The organism is Paenibacillus lignilyticus, assembly GCF_017942085.1.
In the GTDB taxonomy this organism is placed as follows: Bacteria; Bacillota; Bacilli; order Paenibacillales; family Paenibacillaceae; genus Paenibacillus_Z; species Paenibacillus_Z lignilyticus.
On the sequence record NZ_JAGKSP010000011.1, the window covers coordinates 116025 to 138720 of the forward strand.

Here is a 22696-nt window from a genome sequence, read left to right on the forward strand (position 1 = left end):
CAACCGATTATTGGCCTAAGATGCTGTTGTACTTGTCATTAAAGTCCGCCCATAGCTGCGTATAAGCCGCTTCTACTTTCTCCAGGCCATTCTTGTTGATGGCATCCTGCATATCCTTCCAATTGGAATCGAACGCGGCATCATCCTTCGACATGATGATTTTCGGCAAGTACTTGCGCCATGTATCATCGATCTTCTGCTCTTCTACCTTGGTCGACTCCGGAGGCGTAAGCTGCCAGATGTAGCCCGGAACATATTCGACCGGCGGCAAGAAATCTGCCCATACCTGCTTGCCGTACTTCGCCAGTACTTCCTTGGTCATGTCATCGTAGTTGGCGATAACCATGTCTTTGGTAAGCGGTGTGGAGTAGTCGCCATCCGCCAGCTTCGCGCCGTTGCCGATACCGAACCACGAGAAGTTTCCTGTTCCGATGCCGTGGAAGCCTTCCTTGTAATCCGTATCCGGATCCGCTAGACGCTGCTGAATCAGCTCCGGCTTCAGTACGCGGCGGCCGTCCTTCACATCGAAGTGAGTGCCTTCAATGCCCCATTGCGTCAGAATTTGACCTTCATCGGAGAAGAGGAAATCAATCATCTGAATCATCCGCTCCGGATTCTTCGCGTTCTTGCTGATCGTCCATTGGTAGCTTCCCGCTTGCGTCGGCGTCAGCGTGTTGGAATGATCCTCCGTGCCTTCCGAAAAATAAATCGGAATATGGGCATAGGCGCGTTCCGGATGGCCGGAGTTACGCAGGGAAGCTTCAGCGTCGCCTAAGAACCAGCCCGGCGAATAAGCGGCAAGGACGCGGCCTTGCGCGGCTTTCGTGGCAATGTTGTCGAGCGAGAAGGCTTCTTTGTCAAACAGCCCGTTGTTGTACAGCTTGTTCAGGAACTTCAGGTAAGCCTTGGATTCCTCGGAAACCGGGTTGTACGTGACGTTGCCGTTGGCATCGATTCGGGAACGGTCATGGTCAGGCAATCCCAATGCATTGATGACCGGATTGTTGAACTCGATCTTCATCGTCCAGCTGGCCATGGAAGCGGCGAAGCCAATCGTATCTTTCCCGTCGATTTGCGGGTGTTTATCGGCATACGCTTTGATAACATCGTAGAGCTGATCGAACGTTTTGATTTCCGGATACCCGGCTTCCTTCAGCACGTCATATTGCACGATAAAGTTGGCAGTCGAGTTAGCTGCCGCTTCTTCGCTCTTGTTGACGCCGGACAACGAGTAGATATTGCCGTCTTTGCCTTTGAGCAGGTTGAAGTATTTGCCGTACTTCTCTTTAATGTTCGGACCGTATTTATCGATCAGATCGTTTAGCGGAATAATGGCGCCTGCATCTTTGAATTTCTGGGTGTAGTTGGCATCGAGGACAACGACATCCGGATAGTCGCCGGCTGCCAGCCACAGATCCCATTTCTGAAATTGATCGCCGACGGAGAGGTCGTATTTGAGCGATACGCCTGTTTTCTCTGTAATCGCTTTCGTAATTGGCGTATCCCATTTCAGCTTGTCGTCTGCCGTGTTGATCGTAAACTCGATCGGACTTAAATCCGGTGCCGGCTCTGCCTCCGCAGCGGCATTATTGCCTGTATTGGCTTCATTTGCAGCCGTGTTCTTGGCCGGTTCGTTTACGTTCGTTGCCCCTTCGTTATTGTTGTTATTGGAGGAACCGCAGCCTGTGATAAGCACTGCCAGTACGGTAATGATGAGTCCGAATGTAAAACTGCGCTTTAGCCTTTTACCTTTCATCGTTAGACTCCCTTTCAATCCTCGTTTTGTATATATCAACGGATCGATCGCTCCGTTTGATATCGTGCGAACCCTTCGTTACTCCTTAATCGCAGCGAGTGTAACGCCTTTGACGAAATACCTTTGCAGAAACGGATAAACAAGCAGGATCGGCATCGTAACCACAATGGTCAGTGCCGCCCGAATCGTATCGGGATTGGACTGTATGGCTTTGCCGTCCACATGCTCATTGGCATTGGCCACTTGGCTGACGCTTTGCAGCAGAATCTTCTGTAATTCAAACTGCAGCAGGCTCAAATCGGGATTGCGGCTGGCATAGAGATTGTTGTCGAACCAGGAATTCCAGTGGCCAACCGCGATGAATAACGTGATGGTCGAAATAACCGGCAGGCTGATTGGCACCACAATCCGAAACAGCGTCTGAAAGTCGGTCGCTCCGTCGATATGCGCCGATTCTACCAGTCCTTCCGGAAGCTGATCGAAGTAGCTGCGAATAATGATAACATTAAACACCCCGATTAGACCGGGAATGATATAGACGGCAAAATGATTCATTAACCCTAGGTTCTTGATCAGCAGGTACGTTGGAATGAGGCCGCCGTTCACGTAGAGGGTAATGACCAAGATGACATTAAACGCTTTGCGGAAGATAAATTGCTTGCGGCTGAGCGTATAGGCAATCATGACGGTACCCGTTACGCCGAGCACCGTGCCTAGCAAGGTCCGAATAACGGAACGGACAGCCGACCACGCGAGCGCATCATCACTCAATATCGCACGGTAATTCATTAATGTCCATTCTCTTGGCAGGAGCGTAATGCCTCCCTTCAAGGAATCGAGCGGATCGTTCAGCGACACCGCAATGAGGTTCAAGAAGGGAAACAAGGTTGCCATGCCGATGAGAAGCAGCAGCGTATAGTTAAAGGTGTTGAACGCGAGCGCGCCCCACGCCTGATTGCGGTCCATTCTTGACCACCCTCCTTTTCTTGTCGGCGCTGTACTAGATTAATCGGCTTTGATTCGTTTTCTTGGCCAAATAATTAACGGCCAGCACCATCACTACACTGACCACCGATTTAAACATGCTGATCGCGACCCCGAACGAGAAATCTCCGAGCTGTGTCGAGTAGCGCAGCGCATAGAGATCAAGGACCTCGGAATAATCAACGACGATTGGATTGCCGAGCAAATACTGCGACTCGAAGCCGCCTTGTATGATCCAGCCCACATTCAAGATGAGCAGCAGAATAGCGGTCGGCATGATGCCGGGAATGGAGATGTACCACATTTTCTGAAAGCGGCTTGCGCCGTCGACTTCGGCCGCTTCATATTGCTCGGGATTCAGTCCCACCAATACCGCCAAGTAGATAATGGTGCTCCAGCCCAGCTCCTTCCACAAGCTGACCGTCGTATGGATGAACCAGAACCATTTTTCCTCGCCCATAAAGTAGAGCGGTTCTTGGATGATGCCGAGCTTCATCAGAATGCGGTTCAGCATACCGTCGTCCGGAGACAGCATCGTGAGCGTGATGTTCGCAATGACGACCCATGAGACAAAATGAGGAATGTAGGTGATCGTTTGGATCACCCGCTTGAACCAGACGAACCTGACTTCATTCAGCAGCAGTGCCAGCGCGATGGCGCAAACGAAACCGGCGATCAGCTGCAGCAGCCCCATGGCGAGCGTGTTGCGAAGCACGTGGTAGAACTGTTCATCTTGGAAGAGCGCGACGAAATTATCGAAGCCGACGAAGGGACTGTGTTTAATCCCTTTGCCGAGCGTGTACCGCTGAAACGCCATAATCCATCCCCAGAGCGGGACGTAGGAGAACAGGACGATCAGGAGGACGAACGGAACAGACATGTAGATCAGCTGTCTTTGCATGATGACTTTTCTGCCGAAGCTTCGTTTATTTGGCGCGTTGTCTTGCTTGGTTGAAACGATTGATTTCACACTGCCGTACTCCTTTCTACCCTATCTCTCATCCGTGTTGTTCTAGTTTTATTATGCAGGGGGCTGGGAACGCCAACAACCTGATAAACTGCAACTTATCACCCCAGTAGCGGGTGATCCTTGCGGAAGAGAAACACGCCGTTGCCCGGTAATTCGATCGTGCCCGCTGCTATCGTTTGCTCCGTTGTCAGTTCGTACAGCGGCTCTGCGAGCGTAATGGATTGAAGGTCCGTACCGTGATTGATGGCGAAAATATATTCCCGGCCTTCGCCGCTGACCCTTCGCGTGAGTTCGATGCTGTCCGGCACCTGTATACCTTGAATCGGCGCTGCTCCTGCGTCCGCGCAGATGCGATCCATAAGTGCATTCATTAGGGCAGGCTGCGGCTCCATGCCCAAGTAGTAGGCGGCGCCTTGGCCATACCGGTTGCATGTTGCGGCAGGCGATCCGGTGTAGTAATCTTCGCCGAACCAGGCGATCGGCTCCGCCGTCTCGGGATGAATGACGTCATACCAGGTCTGAGCGTTGTAGCTGTGTGTGTCTTGGGATAGCTGGACGCTGCGCGTTTGACCTTCACGAAGGATGCCGTAGTCGGTAATCGAGATGCCAAGAAGCTCCCGGTAGATGCCGGGCAGCGTTTGATCCGACATCCGGTTGTCCCACAGCCGCGAGCCGGAACGGAAATCGAGCAGCACCGTGCCGCCTTGCGCCGCATAATCGTAGATACGCTGCTTGGCCTCCGGCTTGGACAGCATATAGTGCGGCAGGACGACGAGGCGATATCGGCTGAAATCCGCTTCGTCGGAAAGGAGATCCACCGGAATATGATGATCATAGAAATAACGGTAATAGCTTTTGAAATGACGGATATACCGGTGGCCCATCACCTGAGGCTGTATGTCCATGACCCATTCATTCTCGTAGGAACGAATGATGGCGACTTCTGCTCCTGCGCTGCTGCCTTCGATTAGCGGCATCAATCGGTTCAGCTCCTCACCAACATGTTTGACTTCGTCATACCGCCTGCCCGGAATGCCGTCATGGGGCAGAATGCCATGCCAGAACTGCTCCGCGCCGAAAAGACATGTCCGCCAGCGGAAATAGACGATTGCATCGGCGCCATGTGCGACCGAATGATATGTCCATCTGCGAAGCTCCCCCGGCCGCGGCGTCGGAAACATGATGTTGCCGCCCGGCGCGCCGCTTTGATGCTCCAGCACCCAGAAGGGAGCTTGCTTCACGCCGCGGGCCATATCCAGCTGAATCGCGCTTGCGCGAGGGTCCGGCTGATCCGTAAAACAGAGATTGGGATAGATGTCCCACGAAGCAAAATCCAGGTCCTTGGACAGCTCGAAGCTGTTTATCTCGTTCATCTCCGACCACATGTTATGGGTAACGGGCTGACCTGGGGCAAGCTGCTTCAGCAGGTCGATCTGCCGTTTCTGATACGCGATGACGGAATCGGAAGCAAACCGGCGGTAATCGAGCTCGAGCCCCGGGTTATGCAGATGGAAGACGGTATAAGCCGGAAGCACAATTTGCTCCCACTCGTTGTAGGTTTGGCTCCAGAACACCGTTCCCCAGCTTTCATTGAGCTGATCGATGCTTGTATAAGTTTGGCGAAGCCAAGCCTGAAAGGCGGCTCTGCAATAATCGCAATAGCAATACACCGTATCGTTGCAGCCAAATTCATTGTCAGTCTGCCAGGCAATCACGTTCGGATGCTCGCCATATTGCTTCGCGACTGCGGTTACAATGCGATCCGAGGCTGCCATGTAGTTGGGATTGTTGTAGCAGTAATGCCTTCGGTTGCCGAAGCCTCGCGCTATGCCTTTGTTGTCCCGCATATAGATGTCGGGGTGTTTGTCCATGAGCCACTTAGGCGGCGCAGCGGTTGGCGTTCCTAAGATGACCTCGATTCCGTGTGCCGCCAGCAGCTCAATCATGCGATCCATCCATGAGAAATCGTAGCTGCCCTCATAGCGCTCAAGCTTCGACCAAGCAAATTCGCCGATGCGCAGCACGTTCAGCCCCGCTTCCTTCATGAGCTTCACGTCCAGCTCCCAGCGTTCCTCCGGCCAATGCTCCGGATAATAACAAGCGCCAAATTTCATCGGCTTTCCTCCCCCTCGGTTGTCTACCTCATTATGGAGGAAGCGCGGCAAGGTCAAAACCTGATAGATTCAACCTTTTGACCATAGAAAATAGACCAATCCGGGGTTGGATTGGTCTGTTTTTGTGCCAGAAGCCTTTTAAAGGGCGAAATAGTGTCCTTGTTCGAGGTCCTCTATTAATGCGGAGTGTACCGGACGCCATCCCAATAATGCTTGCGTCTGCGCGCTCGTCCTCGGAATGTCAAGCGCCGCGAGGGTGCCAAGAAAGCCGAAGTGGGCATTCGCTTCTTTTCGTGAAAGGCTAACCGCCGGCAGATTCAAATGCTTACCGATAACGCTTGCGATATCGTGGAAGGGCACGCTTTCGTCGCCGACTCCGTCAAGCCGCGATCCGGCCGGGGCAGACTCCAACGCCAAGCGGAACAGGTGTACGGCGAGCAGATTCTGCCTTGACCTTCCATCCGATGGATCCGTTTGAGGCGCTCCATGATCATATTTCGGATCGATTCGTTCTTGAGATCATCTTTCTCAAGCATGCGGCCTTCGATAAATGCCGTGACCGCATAATCCGGATCATGCTGCGCAATCAAACTAGTGAATCGACTTCAATTCATAGGCTTCAAATGAGCGAAGAACCGCATTTCCCCCACGACTGAACAGAGATGCCCCCAAACTATCCGGCTGGGGATAGATTCGGTTCGTCATCGTTTTCTCCCCATCATTCGCGAACAGCTCCAGCGACGAACGGTCGAGGAACAGATGGAGCTTCAGCAGCCCGCCATCCTGAGTTGCAAGCTGCACCTCACTGATTCCGCCATCGCCCAGACCGGCATGATCGCGGTTCACATAAACCGTGCGGTCCGCGGCGCGGTACCCGACTTCGGTGTATTCGCCCCCGTCTGCCGAGCAGCGCAGCCGCAAGCCGAATTCGGCAGCATCGGAATGACTCGCGTCGAACACAGCGATAATTTCTGCCGCATCCGATGCGGTGCCCGGCAGAGCGACTTCCGTATCTGCTTCGATTACCTGCGCTTCCACCTCGTATCGCTCTTCGCGAAGCTTCTCCAGCTCCGGCACGGGAACCATACGGATGCTGCCGTCCGGCTGCAAGCTCAGCTCGCGCGGAATGGTCATTGCGCCGGCCCATCCATCTTGCTGCTCCGGCATCTTCGCCCCCCACATATTCATCCATCCGAACAGGATGCGTCTCCCTTGATCATCCTCCAGCGTCTGCGGCGCATAGAAGTCGAAACCGTAATCGAGTCGTTCCGCATGCGCAGTCGTAAGCCTGCCGGCTTCGTAATCGAACGTGCCGGACAGATACATCGTCTTCGTTGCCCCCATGTTCATTGGGGAGACGATCAGCACATGATGTTCTCCTCCGCCAAGCGGGAACAGATCCGGACATTCCCACATATCGCCCTTCGAGCCATCGCTGTCAGCGGCAATCCCCCTATTGCGCCATTCGCGCAAATCCGAAGAAGCATACAGCCGCACATTGCCTCGGCCTTCTTTTCCGCTACCGATCACCATGTACCAAGTATCTTCATGCTTCCATACCTTCGGATCGCGGAAGCCGAGCAAGCCCTCTTCCGGTGGCCCCGGGATGACCGGATTGGCTTCGCTCTTCCGGAAGGTGATGCCCTCGTCTGAACTGACAGCCAAACACTGCACCTCTACCGGCGATTTGCCGGAAACATGCCCGGTGTACAGCAGAACAAGCGAATCGCCATCCGCGACAGCGCTTCCGGAGAAACAGCCGTAACCGCCGCTTTCCCCTTGATCATAAGGTTCTGAAGGGGCCAGTGCGACCGGAAGATGGGTCCAATTGACGAGATCCTCGCTCTTGGCATGCCCCCAGTGCATCGGTCCCCAACTCGGCTCGTACGGATAGTACTGATAGAAGGCATGATAGCTGCCCTTGAAGTAGACAAGTCCATTCGGATCGTTCATCCAGCCGGTTCTCGGCATTAGATGATACCGAAGTCGAAAGCGCTCCTCGGAGATCCGCGAGCTTCCTTCCTCCGTTGCTTGATTGGCCTTTTCAATGTGCTCTTCATGGCTCTTAGCTTGATTGGTTTCCATGACCCTGACAGCCTCCTGCTCGAATTGGACTCCGTGCATGTACAACAGCAACTTTTAACCGGATTATAGCATACTATTAACCTATCATTTTCCTATTTTTGCACATGCAAAATGGAAATAAATCATGGCGCCAAAGGAGTATTAGTTAGCCCTCGATTGGGCTCATCGGGGTTAACCATCTATGGAAATGTTGCCTATCGCGGAACATTTCGGCCAGTGCCTGCCGCTCCGACTGTGAAATTCAGCAGCAGCTTCCGTACATCCCACCGCGGCTCAGTGGATAGCTGCCGCATCACCGGAGCCATATAAAAAGGGCAGCCCGCCAGCGGCTGCCCTTCCTCTCACACGCGATGCTGCACCGCATGTTTCGTCCGATATTCCATCGCCGAGATGCCTTCCATCTCGCGGAAAACGCGATTGAACTGCTTCGAATTCTCGAAGCCGACTTGCTCGCTGATCTCGTAGATTTTGTGCTCCGTTTCCTCCAGCAGCGACTTGGCTTTCTGGATGCGCACGCGCTTTAAGTAGACGACAAAGCTCTCGCCGGTAAACTCCTTGAATGCCTGGCTGAAATACGAGTAGTTCAGCGAAACATGGTTCGATACCGTCGCCATATTCAGGTCCCGATGATAATTGTCGTGAATGTAGCTGACCGCCTTCTTCATCTCCTTATGCTCGGCATGCACAAGGCGCAGGCCTTTCACATAATCGTTCAGCCGCAGCAGCAAATCCTCGACGCTGCGAAAATAATCATGAATCGTCTCGAAGTTATACATGCAGCCGACCTTCTTATAGATGCGCAGAATCTCCACGGATTCCTCGCCGTACTGGTTAAAGACCCGGTCAAACACAAGCTCGTTCAGCTGCTTGCTGATCTCCTCGATCGACGCGATATCGAAGCTGGTCAGCTTCTTCGGATCAAGAAGCTCCGCGAGAATCTGCTTCATTTCCTTATCCCGCTCGGTTCCGAGCATATTCGCCAGACGCCGGATGTCTTCCATCGGCAGATGGTTCTCCTGATGGCGAGCTCTCTTCCGGTCGTAATGCAGCAGCACCGGCTCTGCAGTGATCGCCTGCAAGAAGCCGTACCTCAGCGCTTCAAGTGCCTCGGCATAGGCAAGTTTGACCCCGCTGGCACCATTCAACCGCTGACTCACTCCGATTTGCCCCGAAACCTGATGCTCTTTCATGAACGCCAGCAGGCTGCTGGGTCCCTTAATCTCCTCGCAAATAACGACCAGCCGATCATCCTTATCTTTAAAATAAAACCGAACTCCGCCAGGCCGAGACGCCAGCAGCGCCTCCAGCTGGCCCGCTTTCCCGGAGGACAATCCGCCCCGAAGCTGAAGCAGAGCGATCACGTAACCACGCGTCTCACCAGATTCGGCCCCCGCTTCCGATGAATCCAGAGCTTCAACAAGCGCATCCCAGCCTGCCTTCGCGCACCGTTCAGCGATTTCATTTTCGCTCAAATCCGGATGCAGGAAGATGTAGTTCAGCTGGGTCGCAAGCAGCTCATCGCGATAGTGATGCACCTCTCCCAGCCGCTCGGATAACGCCGCTTGCCGCTCCAGCTCCCGCTCCACCCGCTCAAGCGACGCGAACAGCTCATCCCTTACAATCGGCTTGAGCAGATATTCCCTCACATCGTAGAGCATCGCTTCTTTCGCATAGTGGAAATCATCATGGCCGCTGAGTATCATGACGACCGGCTTCTGCTCCAGCAGAGCCAATTCGCGAATAAGCGTCAGGCCATCCATTCCCGGCATCCGAATATCCGTGATGACGATCTCCACTTGGCCGCTTTGAATCAGCCCAAGCGCTTCTTCCCCGTCAGCCGCAAATAACATCTCATAACGTTCGGGATAGCCTCGTTCAATGATCGCCTTCAGCCCGAGCCTGATATTACGTTCATCGTCCACAATCAGCAGCGTACGCATGTCAGGTCACCCCTCCGCTTAATATGAAATAAGGTACGCGCATAATAACGCGCGTATAAGCACCTTCCCTGCTCTCGACGAACAAGCCGTATTCCGTGCCATAAAACAATTGAATGCGCTGATGCACATTGCGAAGACCGATCCCGCTGCCTTCCGTTTGCTTCTCCTGCTGCGCATAAACATCCCGCTTACCGACAATGGAGCTGCCTGCATCTTCTTGGCTGATCTTACGGTTCAGCTCCTCCGCCATCTCCGCTGTCATGCCAATCCCGTTATCTTCAATTTCGATGACGATCGTGGAGTCGATGACCTCAGCTTTAATCGAGATGATCACGTCACGCGCTTCCGATGGCTTAAACTTCATGCCGTGCTTGACGGAGTTCTCTACAATCGGCTGCAGGGACATCTTGAGCAGCTCCTGATCCAAGTAATCCGGCGGAATGTTGATCTGCAAGCTGACCGTATGATCAAACCGAACGTTCATAATGGCAATGTAGTTCGTAATATGTCCAAGCTCATCCTTTAGCCGCACGTACTCACTGGTCCACTTCAAGTTGTAGCGCATCATGCCGCCAAGCGAAGTCAGCGCATCCGAGATGACGGGCTGGTTCTCGATTTCTGCCAGCATCTTGATATTCTCAAGGGTGTTGTAGAGGAAATGGGCATCGATCTGGTTCTTCAGCGTTCGCAGCTCCGCTTCCTTGGAAGCGGCCTGTTTCGTGACGGCTTCGGCGATGAGCGAATTGATTTTCTTTAACATTTTGCGAAAATGATGGGCCAGCTCTCCGACCTCGCCTCCGCCGCGGATCGTGAAATCAAAGTTGAAATCACCCTGGCGCACCCGCTTCATGAAATGAGCGAGCGTATGTAATTTCTTCAGAATAAGCGCATTCAGAAAGTAGGTCGAAACCGACAAAATCGCCAGCAAAATAACGTTGACCATGATGAGTTTGTTGCGCGTCTTATTGATATCCGCGAATACGTTCTTCAGCGACACGACATTAACGACGTAGGCGTCCAGCTTCTCGATATACATGTAGTTGCCCAGAAACGGCGTTTTATCGTGGTTAAACAGGAAGTGGCCATTTCCTTGCGTGACCTGCTGATTCAGCGCGCTGCGGATGTCCGGCTCCGTAAGGCCCGTGTTTGCCAGAAACGGGCTGGCGTCATTGCGGAACATTTTGCCTTCCCCATCAATTACGAACATCTCCGACTGGCTCGTATCGGTGCCGTGAAATACGCCTTGAAAAAAATTCGTCAGCAGCATATCGACCTGCATGATGCCGACATGGCGGCCTGCCGGATATTCGATCTCGCGCAGCAGCGAGAGCTTCGGCCTGGATTCCTTCGCATCGGGAACAAGCGAGCGGATCGGCTCGCGATCCATTCGGTCAAAGTACCACAATTCCTGACCGTCCAAGCTGTTCACCTTCGCATACCAAGGGTCGCCTTGAATACGCCGCTCGAGCATAATGACGGGCCACAGCTCGTTAATGCGCTTATTATTCGAGAACAGCCGGATATGCTCGATATTGGGATTGTTGAACTGAAGGCGCAATATATTCGAGACCACGGTCGTATCGAACTCAATCAGCTCCGTGGCGTTGGGTTCACTGGTCCGCTCCAAATAATAGAGGACCTCTTTATCCGAAATCGACAGCTGCGCGGCACGCTCCATCGTCTCGATGTTGTTGTTCATATTGACCCGCTCGATCTCCAGCGTGTTCTCGTACTTCTTAATAATGTCTTTCATATAATTGTCGTTCAGCTCTTGGAAAATATACAGCGAAATCAAGACACTCGGCAGCAGCAGGATGAGAATGTACGAAATAAACAGTCGCTTCTGCAAGGACAGCTGTTCCAGCTTATAAATGATCGTTTCACGGCTGATCATGCGCGGTCTGTTTAACAATTGGGGATCACGTCCATAGAGTGGGATGAATGCCTGGTCTCCAGTATAACGCAGAAAACGAGCATGAACAGCCGGGCGGAAGCCCGCAGCCAAGAAGGGCGGCAGACTTCACCGCGCTTCTTGGCCGAGGCTTGCACCGCCGGCTGTTCGATTACCCGATTTCGAAATGGATTTCGTCTTCTATTTCAGAAATTCTTTCAGCTTCGCTACGTTCTCTTCGTATTTCTTCTGTTGGAACGCCTGCACTTTATCGAAGCCTGCGTCTTTACGTTTCTCTAAGAACTCTGCGAACGTTTTGTCGAAGTCCTCATCGGACTTGCTCAGCAGCAGCTTCGGAAGCGTTTTGCCCCATGTTTGGGCGATCTTCGTATTTGCAATTCCTTCCTCGGAGTTGCCCGTCGGATTGATTTGGTCGTATTGCGAGAAGCTGTGCGTTTTGCCTTTCGTCCAATCTTCCATTTGTTTGGACGGCTCCACGCTCGGCGGTGCCCACTTCAGGTTCATATTGGTATCCATCAGCATCCAGAAGGTGTACGACGCGCCATATTTCTTATCGAAGGAAGAGCGGTCTTTGTTCAACAGCTCGAGTACTTCCGGTTTGAATACGTCTTTGCCGTCAGCCGTGTCATACGTAACGCCCGGCTCGCCCATGAACAAGTCTTTGTTGCCTTCTTCACTTACAAGGTAGCTGAGGAAACGAATCGCTCTAGCTTTGTCTTTCACGTTCTTCGAGATAAGCGTTACCGTCCAGCCGGAGATGCCGGGGCCGCTTAATGTCGGTTGATCGCCGGCATCATTACCAGGGCCATCGATGGCGATGTAGACGGAATTCGGATCTTTGGCATAAAGGGCGTTCTGTTGTGCGGCAAAATCACTGCGCTGGTACAGCATCGCGAAGTAACGGCCTTGCGCGATTTTCTCTTCCATTTGCGGACGTTTGTCGATGAAAATATCCTTCGCCAGCAAATCCATTTCATTGGCTTTGCGGAAGGTTTTGAGCCAGCTTACATACTCCGGATCGGTTACACGGTCGTACAGCTTGCCGTCTTTCTCATACGGAACAGCAAGGAAGTTCTGCAAGTAACCTTCGAGCGAGCTGTTGCCGGTTTCGCCAAACTCATGCAGGCCAAGCGGAATAAGCGGCTGTCCGTTTACTTCCGGGAATTTCTCCTTCGCAGCTTTGAGCGCGTTCAGGAAACCTTCCTTGGTACGCATGTCTGGTTTGCCAAGCGCTTCATACATATCTTTGCGTACGACGAATGTTTGGTTCGACGTGTAATCGCGTGCATATTTCTCGAAATCCTTCGGCGAGGACGATGCGTTCGGATACCCGTACACATTGCCGTCTTCTTGGGTGTACCAAGATGTCTTCGCAGGGTCGGCAACCTTGAAGAAGTACGGATCATACTGATCTGCCAGCTTGTTCAGCGGTTCAACCAATCCGCCTTCGATCATCTTCTTCACGCCGTCCTCATACCAGCCAAGCGTGATGAAATCCGGTAGCGAGCCGGAAGCGATCATCGTATTGAGCTTCTCGTTCTCGTTGCCTGCCGGCACGATGAAGTTGACGTTTACGCCGGTTTTCTTCGTGATGTATTGGGAAGTTGCGTCTACGCCCCACTTATTCGGGAACCAAGAGAAGTTAAGATACCAGTCGAACGTGATGGGCGACGTGTCGGCTTTCCAGCCCGGCTCATCCGCAGATACGGCGGGTTTGTTCTCTGCTGCAGTGTTGTCTGCTGCCGCTGTGTTGTCCGCAGCATTCGCAGCTTTGTTATTGCCCGCTGCCGCTTCATTGTTCTTGTTGTTGTTGCCGCCGGAGCAAGCCGCCAGCGTGAAGACAAGCGCAAACACTGTCGTTAAAGCAATTAAGCGCTGAACCTTACCTTTTCTCATGTGTTCTACCCCTTTGCTTCGCTTATTATAATGTCTTTGCCGACTTGGAATCCAGCCCGCTAGGACGAATAACCTAACCCTTGATCGAACCGATCATCATGCCTTTGACAAAATATTTCTGCAGGAACGGATACACCAGCACAATTGGCAATGTAGTGACCACCATCGTGGCGAGCTTAATCGACTGCGAGGTGACGCTCTTCGTAATGCCGCCCGGCATCGCCGCCATCATAATGTTCGAGCTCGACAGTGCGATAACCCGGTACAGGTAGGTCTGAATCGGCTGCAAATCCATATTGTTGATATAGATCATCCCGGTAAAATAATCGTTCCATTGATACACCCCGTGGAACAAGGCGATCGTGGCGATAACGGGCATGGATACCGGAATGACGACGCGGACGAAGATGGAGAAGTCATTGGCTCCGTCGATCCTCGCGGCTTCCTCGAGCCCCGCGGGAATTTCGCGGAAGAAGGCCAAGAAGATGATGAGATCAAAGAAGTTGAACATGGCCGGAATGATGTAGACTAAGAAGTTATCGAGCATATGCAAGTCGCGAATAAGCAAGTAGAACGGAATGAGACCGCCGTTGAAAAACATCGTAATCGTACCGAGCAGCATGTAGATTTTGCGTCCAACCAGCTCTCTTCTGGAGAAAGCGTACGCAACCATTGCCGTAAAAAATACATGTGCGGGTGTTCCGATAACCGTCTTCGCCACCGTTACGCCCATGGCCAGCATAATGCCGGGGTTGTTGAACACCGCTTGGAAGTTATCGAGACTGACCACTCGAGGCCACCAGTAGATGCCGCCGCGCATGGCGTCCTGCCCTTCATTGAAGGCATTGACGAGCACGTACCAGATCGGATAGATCGTCACGAAGCAGACAAGCAGCATGCCGATCGTATTCACGGCATCGAATAGTGCCTCGCCGGCAGTTTTTCTTCGGAGTAGGGATGTATACATCGGTCGGCGCAACCACCTTATCTTTTAAAATAGTGACGTATCGTTGAGTTTCTTCGACACTTGGTTTGCCATGATCAGCAGAATCAGCGCGATAATCGATTTAAACAATCCGACTGCGGCCGAGTAGGAATAACGCCCGCTTAAGAGACCGGTCTGATAGACATACACGTCGATCACGTTGCTCGCGCTCTCGTTGAGCGAATTGCGCAGGACGAGGATTTGATCGAAGTTCGAATTCAGAATGCCGCTGACCGCAAGGATGAACAGGATCGCGATCGTACCGTTGATGCTCGGGAGCGTCACAAACCACATTTTCTGAAAACGTCCTGCTCCGTCAATCGTTGCGGCCTCGTACAACTCCGGCGAAACGCCTGCGATTGCAGCTAAGTAGATGATGGCCGACCAACCAAGTTCCTTCCAGATGTCGGATGTGATGACGATTGACCAGAAGTAGCTCGGCTCCGCCAAGTAGCTGATCGGTTCCTCGATGAAGCCCAGTGCGATAAGCATATTGTTGATGATGCCGACATCGGCGAGCCATGTGGTCAGAATGCCTCCGAGAATGACCCACGAGAGAAAGTGAGGCAGGTAGGAGATCGTCTGGACGAACTTCTTCAGCTTCAGCGAGCGCAGCTCGTTGAGGAAGAGGGCGAAGATGATGGGCAGCGGGAATGCGATAATCAGCTTGATCAAACTCATGCCGACGGTGTTCCAGATGACATTGGGCAGCTCATCATCCTCGAGAAATTCGCGGAAATGCTGCAATCCAACCCAAGGCGCATCGTGAACGGAATGGATGATGTTGTATTCCTTAAAGGCGATTATGACGCTGTACATGGGAATGTAGTTGAAAATAATCATCCAGGCTACGCCCAGCAGCGCCATCACCTGTAAATACCTCTGGCCGATCATCTTGCGGATCACTTTGACGGCCTTATCCTTCCGGCTTGCCGGCTGCTGCCTCGTAGACAGCTCATAGCTCAGATTGGCGCTCATGCTGGCAGACCTCCAGGGATCGATTTGTGATTGAATGTAAGTGCTTTCATTCTTCTGGACTTATTGTAAGCCGCCGGGCAGTGGCAATATAAGGTCTCAAATTTTGCATTCGGTCGCAAAATTTCAGGTAACCTCCCCGCGTGTCGCTCCCAGTGCTACTCTTCCACCCATTCCGCCACTTTTCCGACGTTGTGTTGCTCCTTGAGCTACTCTTCCGCCGATTCCGCGCCAGCACCCCTTTTTCCACATGTGCGAAATTCTAACGAACCTTGGAGGTCTTATTTGGCCGGATTTCGGGGCTTAGAGAATCTAACGAATCGTAGAGGTCTTATTTGGGGAATTTGGACTCCAAAACAAGCATAAACCGTCAAATAGCGCTTCTACGATTCGTTAGACTATTTTTGGAGCTATTTTCGGGCAATTAAGCGCTGTACGATTCGTTAGAATTTCGCGGATCCCGCTTTTAGCGTGTTGATCCGCTTCCAGCAGCAAAAAAACAGCCCAGGCGCATGATGAAATCATGCTCGCCGGACTGTTTTATGGAATCTGCGCGCGCTATGGGTCATTGCGCTGGTTACTGAGGATTCAGCAGGCTGTGCAGCCGCTCCTTGATGACCGGCCACTCCCTATCGAGAATGCTGTAATAGACGGAGTCTCTTACATAGCCGTTCGGATAGATCATGTGGTTGCGAAGCACGCCTTCCTTTACGGCACCGAGGCGTTCAATCGCCTGCTGGGAGCGCGTGTTCCGCGAATCCGTCTTGAGCTGGACTCGGATCGTACCCAGCGTTTCGAAGCAATGCTTCAGCAGCAAATACTTGCACTCCGTATTAATTGAAGTGCGCCAAACCGATGGGGTCAGCCACGTCGAACCAATCTCCAGCCCTTTGTTCGCGATGGAGATATCGAAAAGCTTCGTGCTGCCAACGATACGCCCCGTGGTCTTATCGATGATGACAAACGGCAGCGCCGCCGGTTGCGACAGCGCCTTGCGCACATCCGCTTTGGCATCGTCCAGTGTAGCTATGGCTCCTGCGGTAAGCGTCCAAATCTCGGGATATCGGCCCGCTTCATAGATACCGTCGATATGCTCGACTGACAGCGGAACCAGCTCTACTTTAGTGCCGGATAATGTAAGTGGTTGTATGTCCATGGTGACTCTCCCCTTGCTGTAATCATTTTGTTTCATAGTTCTCAATGTAAGAAGTTAGTAGTGTGATCATTGCATCATCGACGTTGTATGTAATCGTAAAATCGTCTGATAGCGCCATGCTCCCTCTTTGAGCAATTTCAAGCGGAGTGCCTAAACGAGATTGGAGTGTCGGATCAGCGCCATTTTCCAGTAAAAATTTCACCATATTGTATCGGCCATCCGAGACAGCATTATGCAGAATAGTTGTACCGATGAAGGGTTCGGCATAATTAATGTCCATCCCGTATTTCAAGAAAAGCGCTAGCATCTCTACATTATCGCTATTGAAAGGAGCAAACGCGGCGACGGTTGGCCCGAGCGGGCCAACTCCTATTGTTGGGTCGGCTCCTTGCTGCAAAAGTTTCTCGACCGCGCTCATATCCTCGCCTGCTACAGCGTGGAATAAATCAAGCTGCTTCTTAGAAAGAAACCACGCGTTGTGGCCTCCTTCCGCACCGTATAGTTGTAACTCCCCGCCGCTTGCCTCACCGATAAAACGGAGCGGTACATAAGTCGTACCGTTGATGCTGCTGGGTGCAGCCGGCATATCCATGATTTTGCCGTTGACCGTTGCTTTCTTCGAACCAAGCGTCATAGCCAGATCCAGCTGGTTGCTCTCTCCGATAATCCGCTTCTCGGCGGATTTCCAGGTGATCGTTAACCCTAACTGTTCAAAAATCGGCCGGAACGGTACAAGCGCTGTCCCGTTCATGATCAAAGGCTGGCTGCTCGCAGCAAAATCGACTTTTTTCCCATTAATCGAGAGTGTGTACGGAAATTCTTTTACGGTAGTTCCTGCCGCTGCGGATACGGTAGTGTGGCTCATACCTGCTCCGAGCAGCAGAAGTGCAATGCACGCGAAAATCAGTTTTTCCAGCGTCTTCATCTAACTGATCCTCATCCCTCTGCGAGATGCCAGCATACGCCTGCCGGATCAATCAGATGGAGCTCGCGACGGCCCCAGGGGAATACGGTTGGCTCTTTGGCGCGGATCGTCGGGAATTGACCGCTCTCCATAATGGCTTGGATATGGGTCCACCAGGCATCCAGATCGTCTACAATCAGGTCCATCATATAATTGTCCTGGAACGACTGGTTGCTGTAATTTTGAAGAATAAACTCCTGTTCGGATAGTCGGAAGATGCTGATGTCTTGTACGGAAAGGATGCATTCGAAGCCAAGTTCCTTGAAAAATCGCTGTGCCAGCTCATAGTCCGCGCCGGATGGAACAAAAGGTCTTAATTTCGTCGCTTTCATGTCATTGCTTGCCTCCCTGTCGTTTGTGCTAATTAGCATTACAACCCTATTCGCGATAACCCCGCAATCTCCTTCTGCGTCTAGTATTTCAACATCTTGTACGCTATACTTGGGCAAAAGAAATCTAGCGATGATGGATGGGGTGCACCTATGAAAATGAGTCCGCGATTACTGCAGGTTGTGAGCATTTTCTTTATCGGTTACGGCATTATTGATATTTTGTTCGTCAATTGGGTGCTTGGCGTTGTGCTGCTGCTTATCGGTATCTACATGAACTACACGGCCATCAAAAAGCGCCGTGAGCTGAAGAAGTAGCAAGGTTATAGCAGAGGCGAAGCTGAGCGTGCGATTATTGCACGCTCAGCTTTTTTATTGGAGTTGATACAGCGTTAGCGGATATGCCGCTTACAGCAGCGAAACGTGGTCGAATTGCTGCACATAAGCGATTGTTCCGCTTACGAAGTAGCTCAATCGCCCAAACCCAAGTAATCGCCTTTTCTCGCAAGGTTGGAGTGGCTTAGGTGGTTCGGGGGGATCATTAGGCTGATTGGTCGAGGCGTCAGTTTGGCGGTTCGATTAGGCGGTTGGCTTGAGGTGGTTGTTGAGGTTGAGCTAGCTGGTTTATATTGGAGAGTTCCATTTCTGAACGCTCAGCTACTTTTTCACGCGGTTTGACCACTGAGAGTTCCGTTTCGGAACGCTCAGCTTCCTAAGCAGTGGGCTGGGAGTAGGCGGCCGGGTATATGAGTACATTTTGCAACAAGCGCCGGGCTTTTTTCGGATGGCTGCACGCAGCACGGAATCTACTAAAATACGATTGACACGTTACAATCAGTATCATACAATATATTTGGCTACAATTTGTATCAAAATAACTGGATATGGAGGTTTTTTCATGCTTCGTTCGACACCAAGCTTCAAAAAGCTATCTTTCCTGTTTCTCGCATTCTGCATGATCTTCCTGCTCGCAGCACCGCTTCAAGCATCGGCAAAGCCGCGCGATGAACCGAAAAAGCCCGGGAAACTAACTCTGACTGAGCTGAGTTACGATGTTTCCGAAAACAAAGGGTCCGTTACGATTACCGTGGATCGAATTGGCGGTAAAGACGGTGTAGTGACAGTGAACTACTGCAATTGCAGCTTTACAGCCAAAGCCGGTGAAGACTTCAATCATGTTTCAGGCACTCTCGTATTCGGAGACGGCGAAACAAGGAAAACATTCACGGTGCCAATTGTTGACGATTCCAAGAAAGAGTTTCTGGAAGCCTTCAACGTCTATTTGAAAGAACCAACCGGCGGTGCAACGTTAGGGCTCTTCATCTCCTTCGTTACTATTTGGGATAACGACAAATAAGCTTCGAAATGAGGCGGCTGTATGCATTAGCTTACGGCAGAGGCTGCAAGCCGCCTCATCTTAAACTATCCGGATCGAAAGGGGCATCGTTCATGCTCATCAAACGAAGTATTGCTCTCCTGATTTCGCTGTTAATTGCGCTATCTGCCGGAACAGCGGTCCATGCTCAAACGAATAACGCATCCGCTAAATCTACTATTCTGACGTTGGAAGAGCAGCTCCAGCCCGGACAATTTACAGTCACCTTGTCCAAACCGATCACGCTAAAGCAGCTTGAAGCGAATTTCGCGATCCCGAACAAGAAAATCAAGTGGTTTACCGAGCAGTACGGCGGGTCCAACAAGTCCTACTACGGGGTTATCGACAAAGCCGTCAAAGGGCATGGCTACCCCGTAAAGCTTGGCAAAGAGCTTGATCGAGCCAAAACGGTTGATCTCAGTCTGCTGTGGCGCAGCGATTATATTGATGGAGAACTGGGTTTCTTCCTGGATATCGGTATGTTCGAATTAACATCTACCCAGAAAACAAGTCCGGAACAGCTCGAGAAGTACATTAAAGCAAACAACGGCCCCGTCAATGTAGAGCCCGCTGCGGAGAATGATGGATTTCACTGGATCATTGCCATTCCGAATGCAAAACCTTCCGTAAATTACGCGATCACGTTTGCTAAACCGATCGTTATTTCAAATACCGTCTACAGCTGGCGTCCCATTTCGGTCCAGCTTACCGGCGCCAAGCCGGATCTGACTGCCGGTACTATTCAGCTTACCCTTCAAATGGAAGCGGATCGGGAGCTGTCGCTGCGTGATTTCATCATTACGGCAACACGCAATAATAAACTTATCGCGTTACAAAATGTAACCTACAGCGAAACGGGAATTCTCTCCTTCACTCCGATTTCCGATCTTACGGAGGAAGAGAATTTATCCATTCAAATCGTCGGCAATGCTTCAAGCAGTGTGTATGGAACCATTAAAGTAACGAATATGTGATGCTAGACTAATGGAGGGATTAAATTGGTGTTACACCTTGGTAATACCATTGCGGAGTTAAGGGAATCCCGGGCAATGAAGCAAGAAGACTTAGCCCGAACACTGGGGATTTCCAGATCTACGCTCTCGCATTACGAGAAGAACAGAAGGAAACCCCCACTCGACATTATCGTTCTATTGGCGGCAACGTTTAATATTCCGGTAGAGCAAATTATCAACGCTCCGAAACAGGAGGCATAGATCGACGTTCCGCACTTACAGCTGCTTCTTGCTCAGCTCATACAGTGCCGTGGACGCCGCTCCGCAGCCCCAATCGAAGATCGTAAATTCACCGACCGCCTTACCATCGGAATGATTGACATTCTCCATATGAAAGCCATAATCGCATTCCTTCATATGGGGGTGGACTTGCTCGTACTTTGCCTTCACATCCATGTTCTCCGGGCAGTACATCATATAGAACGATGCCTTCATCGCCCAATAGGCGCGGTATCGATAGGCTTCATCGCCTGTCGTTTCAAAGTAGCCCATGTAGATGCCGGCAAATAAGCTTTGTCTGGCGTCGTTCCATTCCGAGTCGCAGTTCATCACACCGAAGCCGCCAACCGTAGGCACACTGTGGAAAGGCGGCTGCCAAATTTGCTGGTACAGCGATGCTTCAGCCAGCACGATCCGGCCTTGCTCCAGATAATGCGCTCTGCCCGTCAGCAGATACAGATCGCGCATCGCTTCAGCAGTCCAGTACATGCCGAAATTACATTGGCTGTACAAGCCGCTCCTTGCATCGCGAACACCCGGCTGCTTCTGCTCCCACATTCCGGCGCATGACCAATACGTCTCGAAATCCTCCCAGCGTCCTTCCGCGATGATATGCTTCTCAAGGAAAGCCGCTGCGCGTTCGGCTGCTTCAAGATACTCCGGCTCCGGCCGCAGCCGGTACAAGCTGCATAGCAGCATAATATGTGCTGCCGTTTCCGAGCTGACCCTGAGATACTCGGAACGTTCCAAAGTCTGCGGGTGAACCCATGCCGGGAAGCTGCCGTCCTCTTCTTGCAGCTCCAGCAGTGTCTTTACATAACGATCCACATAGTTCATGATCCGTTCATCCTTGTCGATATCCCCGTACCACTTCAGGAGCCAGATGCTTGTCCATGAACAATCGAGCAAATGCGCAAAATCATTCTGCCCCTTAGGTACACGGGAATGGGACATGATCCAGCGTCCATCCTCCCAACGATTATCCGGTCCTGCCATATAACAAGCCGGGAACAACCCGTTCGTCTGCGGCGCTGCAAGCGCGAAGGCCAGCGACTTCTCCGCCTTCTGCATCCAGTCCTGTTTCCCCCATGCCTTCCCCCACATCCAGTAGCCATATGCGCTGCGAAGACTGCAGAACCAAGCTTGATTCCAGATGCTCTTCTTCTCGCGCCAAGCCTCTTCCTGTCCATAACCCGGCTGCTGCCGAGTCGTGACAATGAAAACAACACCGCCGACTTCCCGGCCGTCCAGCTCGAATTGCTGCCAGGTAACCGATTCCCACCGTTCGAATGCCCATTCATAGGCGTATTTGGTATAGCGCTCCAGTTCCCGGAGGCCGCTATCAGGTTCTACGGCAGTCATAACGGCCGAAGCAAACCGTTCCCACAGGAATTGCTCGACCGGTCTATAATCCCGCGGCACGCTCGTTTCCGACTTGGCCCACTCCACCAGATAGAAGCGAAGCGCAATCGGCCCCTGAACTGCGCGCGGCTTCGGCTCCAGTTGGTAGTACACATGTCCGGTTTCACGATAATCCGAGACACCATAATAAAGCGAGTGAGTGGACAGCTCATAATCCATGATGTGAGGAATCACCCGATTCGCTGCCGATATATGTGTGATATCCGGAATTAACGCGCACATTCTCGACTCGTTCTCCAGAATAATAGCCGGTGACCGAAAAACGGTATCTCCAATCGTCATCCCCTCAAGCGGCGTAAGATGAGTCTTCCAGCTAAGCTCAAGCGCCGGATCGACCGGCATCACGAATTGAAATCCGCCAAGCAGGCCATCACTACTCGGGATTAGGAGCACTTCCACACGACTGCAGCGGTATTCCGACGTTAAGCTCTGTTCATCAAGAACGGTTACACTGACTTGACCGCCATCGTCGGATTCACCTCTCCAAACACCGATCGTCGCCTGTTCTTGGACAAGCTCATACTCGCTCCAGCCATCAATCCCATACCATTTATAACGGAGATGATTTCCGATCCAACCGTGCACCATCCAAGTCGCCCCC

19 protein-coding genes are annotated in these 22696 nt (G+C 52.0%); 4 read left to right on the top strand and 15 right to left on the bottom strand.

The window, feature by feature from the left end:
- Positions 1-7 precede the first annotated feature (7 nt).
- The 14 genes from I8J30_RS22850 to I8J30_RS22915 all read right to left on the bottom strand — a co-directional run bounded on the left by I8J30_RS22850 (position 8) and on the right by I8J30_RS22915 (position 18069).
- Positions 8-1756, bottom strand: a complete 1749-nt coding sequence (locus tag I8J30_RS22850; protein ID WP_210662075.1) for an extracellular solute-binding protein — start codon at positions 1754-1756, stop codon at positions 8-10.
- A gap of 78 nt (positions 1757-1834) precedes the next feature.
- Positions 1835-2722 (bottom strand): carbohydrate ABC transporter permease, encoded by an 888-nt coding sequence (locus I8J30_RS22855; RefSeq protein WP_210662077.1) that lies wholly within the window; start codon positions 2720-2722, stop codon positions 1835-1837.
- Between the two features lie 34 nt (positions 2723-2756).
- Entirely contained in the window at positions 2757-3710 is a 954-nt protein-coding gene (locus tag I8J30_RS22860) for an ABC transporter permease (protein WP_338044922.1), read from the bottom strand.
- Between the two features lie 98 nt (positions 3711-3808).
- Positions 3809-5824: a beta-galactosidase gene (locus tag I8J30_RS22865; RefSeq protein WP_210662079.1), complete on the bottom strand. Its 2016-nt coding sequence runs from the start codon at positions 5822-5824 to the stop codon at positions 3809-3811.
- Between the two features lie 317 nt (positions 5825-6141).
- Complete coding sequence (locus tag I8J30_RS22870; protein ID WP_210662082.1) at positions 6142-6414, bottom strand: protein kinase family protein; 273 nt, start codon at positions 6412-6414, stop codon at positions 6142-6144.
- A gap of 1 nt (position 6415) precedes the next feature.
- On the bottom strand, positions 6416-7909 hold the full coding sequence (locus I8J30_RS22875) for a glycoside hydrolase family 32 protein (RefSeq protein WP_210662084.1): 1494 nt from the start codon (positions 7907-7909) through the stop codon (positions 6416-6418).
- A 341-nt stretch (positions 7910-8250) separates the two neighbouring features.
- Positions 8251-9849, bottom strand: coding sequence for a response regulator (locus tag I8J30_RS22880; protein ID WP_210662086.1), 1599 nt, complete (start codon positions 9847-9849; stop codon positions 8251-8253).
- 1 nt (position 9850) lies between these two features.
- The gene (locus I8J30_RS22885; RefSeq protein WP_240548298.1) at positions 9851-11761 is read right to left on the bottom strand and encodes a cache domain-containing sensor histidine kinase; all 1911 of its coding nucleotides are present in this window, start codon (positions 11759-11761) and stop codon (positions 9851-9853) included.
- A gap of 180 nt (positions 11762-11941) precedes the next feature.
- Positions 11942-13657 (bottom strand): type 2 periplasmic-binding domain-containing protein, encoded by a 1716-nt coding sequence (locus I8J30_RS22890; RefSeq protein ID WP_210662088.1) that lies wholly within the window; start codon positions 13655-13657, stop codon positions 11942-11944.
- Positions 13658-13730: 73 nt separating this feature from the next.
- Entirely contained in the window at positions 13731-14624 is an 894-nt protein-coding gene (locus I8J30_RS22895; protein ID WP_210662090.1) for a carbohydrate ABC transporter permease, read from the bottom strand.
- 24 nt (positions 14625-14648) lie between these two features.
- A complete protein-coding gene (locus tag I8J30_RS22900; RefSeq protein WP_420831252.1) occupies positions 14649-15536 on the bottom strand; it encodes an ABC transporter permease in 888 nt (295 codons plus the stop codon).
- Between the two features lie 658 nt (positions 15537-16194).
- Positions 16195-16773, bottom strand: a complete 579-nt coding sequence (locus tag I8J30_RS22905; RefSeq protein WP_210662094.1) for a GNAT family N-acetyltransferase — start codon at positions 16771-16773, stop codon at positions 16195-16197.
- Between the two features lie 22 nt (positions 16774-16795).
- Complete coding sequence (locus I8J30_RS22910) at positions 16796-17698, bottom strand: stalk domain-containing protein (protein WP_210662096.1); 903 nt, start codon at positions 17696-17698, stop codon at positions 16796-16798.
- Positions 17699-17709: 11 nt separating this feature from the next.
- Complete coding sequence (locus tag I8J30_RS22915) at positions 17710-18069, bottom strand: VOC family protein (RefSeq protein ID WP_091223690.1); 360 nt, start codon at positions 18067-18069, stop codon at positions 17710-17712.
- A 156-nt stretch (positions 18070-18225) separates the two neighbouring features.
- On the opposite strand from I8J30_RS22915, the gene I8J30_RS22920 reads away from it, so the two are divergent.
- From I8J30_RS22920 to I8J30_RS22935, 4 genes are all read left to right on the top strand, one after another.
- Positions 18226-18384 carry a hypothetical protein gene (locus I8J30_RS22920; RefSeq protein WP_210662098.1) on the top strand — a complete coding sequence of 53 codons (159 nt, stop codon included), beginning with the start codon at positions 18226-18228 and terminating at the stop codon, positions 18382-18384.
- Positions 18385-18964: 580 nt separating this feature from the next.
- Positions 18965-19423: a Calx-beta domain-containing protein gene (locus I8J30_RS22925; RefSeq protein ID WP_091223688.1), complete on the top strand. Its 459-nt coding sequence runs from the start codon at positions 18965-18967 to the stop codon at positions 19421-19423.
- 92 nt (positions 19424-19515) lie between these two features.
- Positions 19516-20415, top strand: coding sequence for a hypothetical protein (locus I8J30_RS22930; RefSeq protein ID WP_210662100.1), 900 nt, complete (start codon positions 19516-19518; stop codon positions 20413-20415).
- A gap of 27 nt (positions 20416-20442) precedes the next feature.
- Positions 20443-20655 (top strand): helix-turn-helix transcriptional regulator, encoded by a 213-nt coding sequence (locus I8J30_RS22935; protein ID WP_338044923.1) that lies wholly within the window; start codon positions 20443-20445, stop codon positions 20653-20655.
- A 15-nt stretch (positions 20656-20670) separates the two neighbouring features.
- Here I8J30_RS22935 and I8J30_RS22940 read toward each other — a convergent pair whose 3' ends face one another.
- Positions 20671-22683, bottom strand: coding sequence for a hypothetical protein (locus I8J30_RS22940; protein ID WP_210662102.1), 2013 nt, complete (start codon positions 22681-22683; stop codon positions 20671-20673).
- Between the last annotated feature and the right edge of the window lie 13 nt (positions 22684-22696).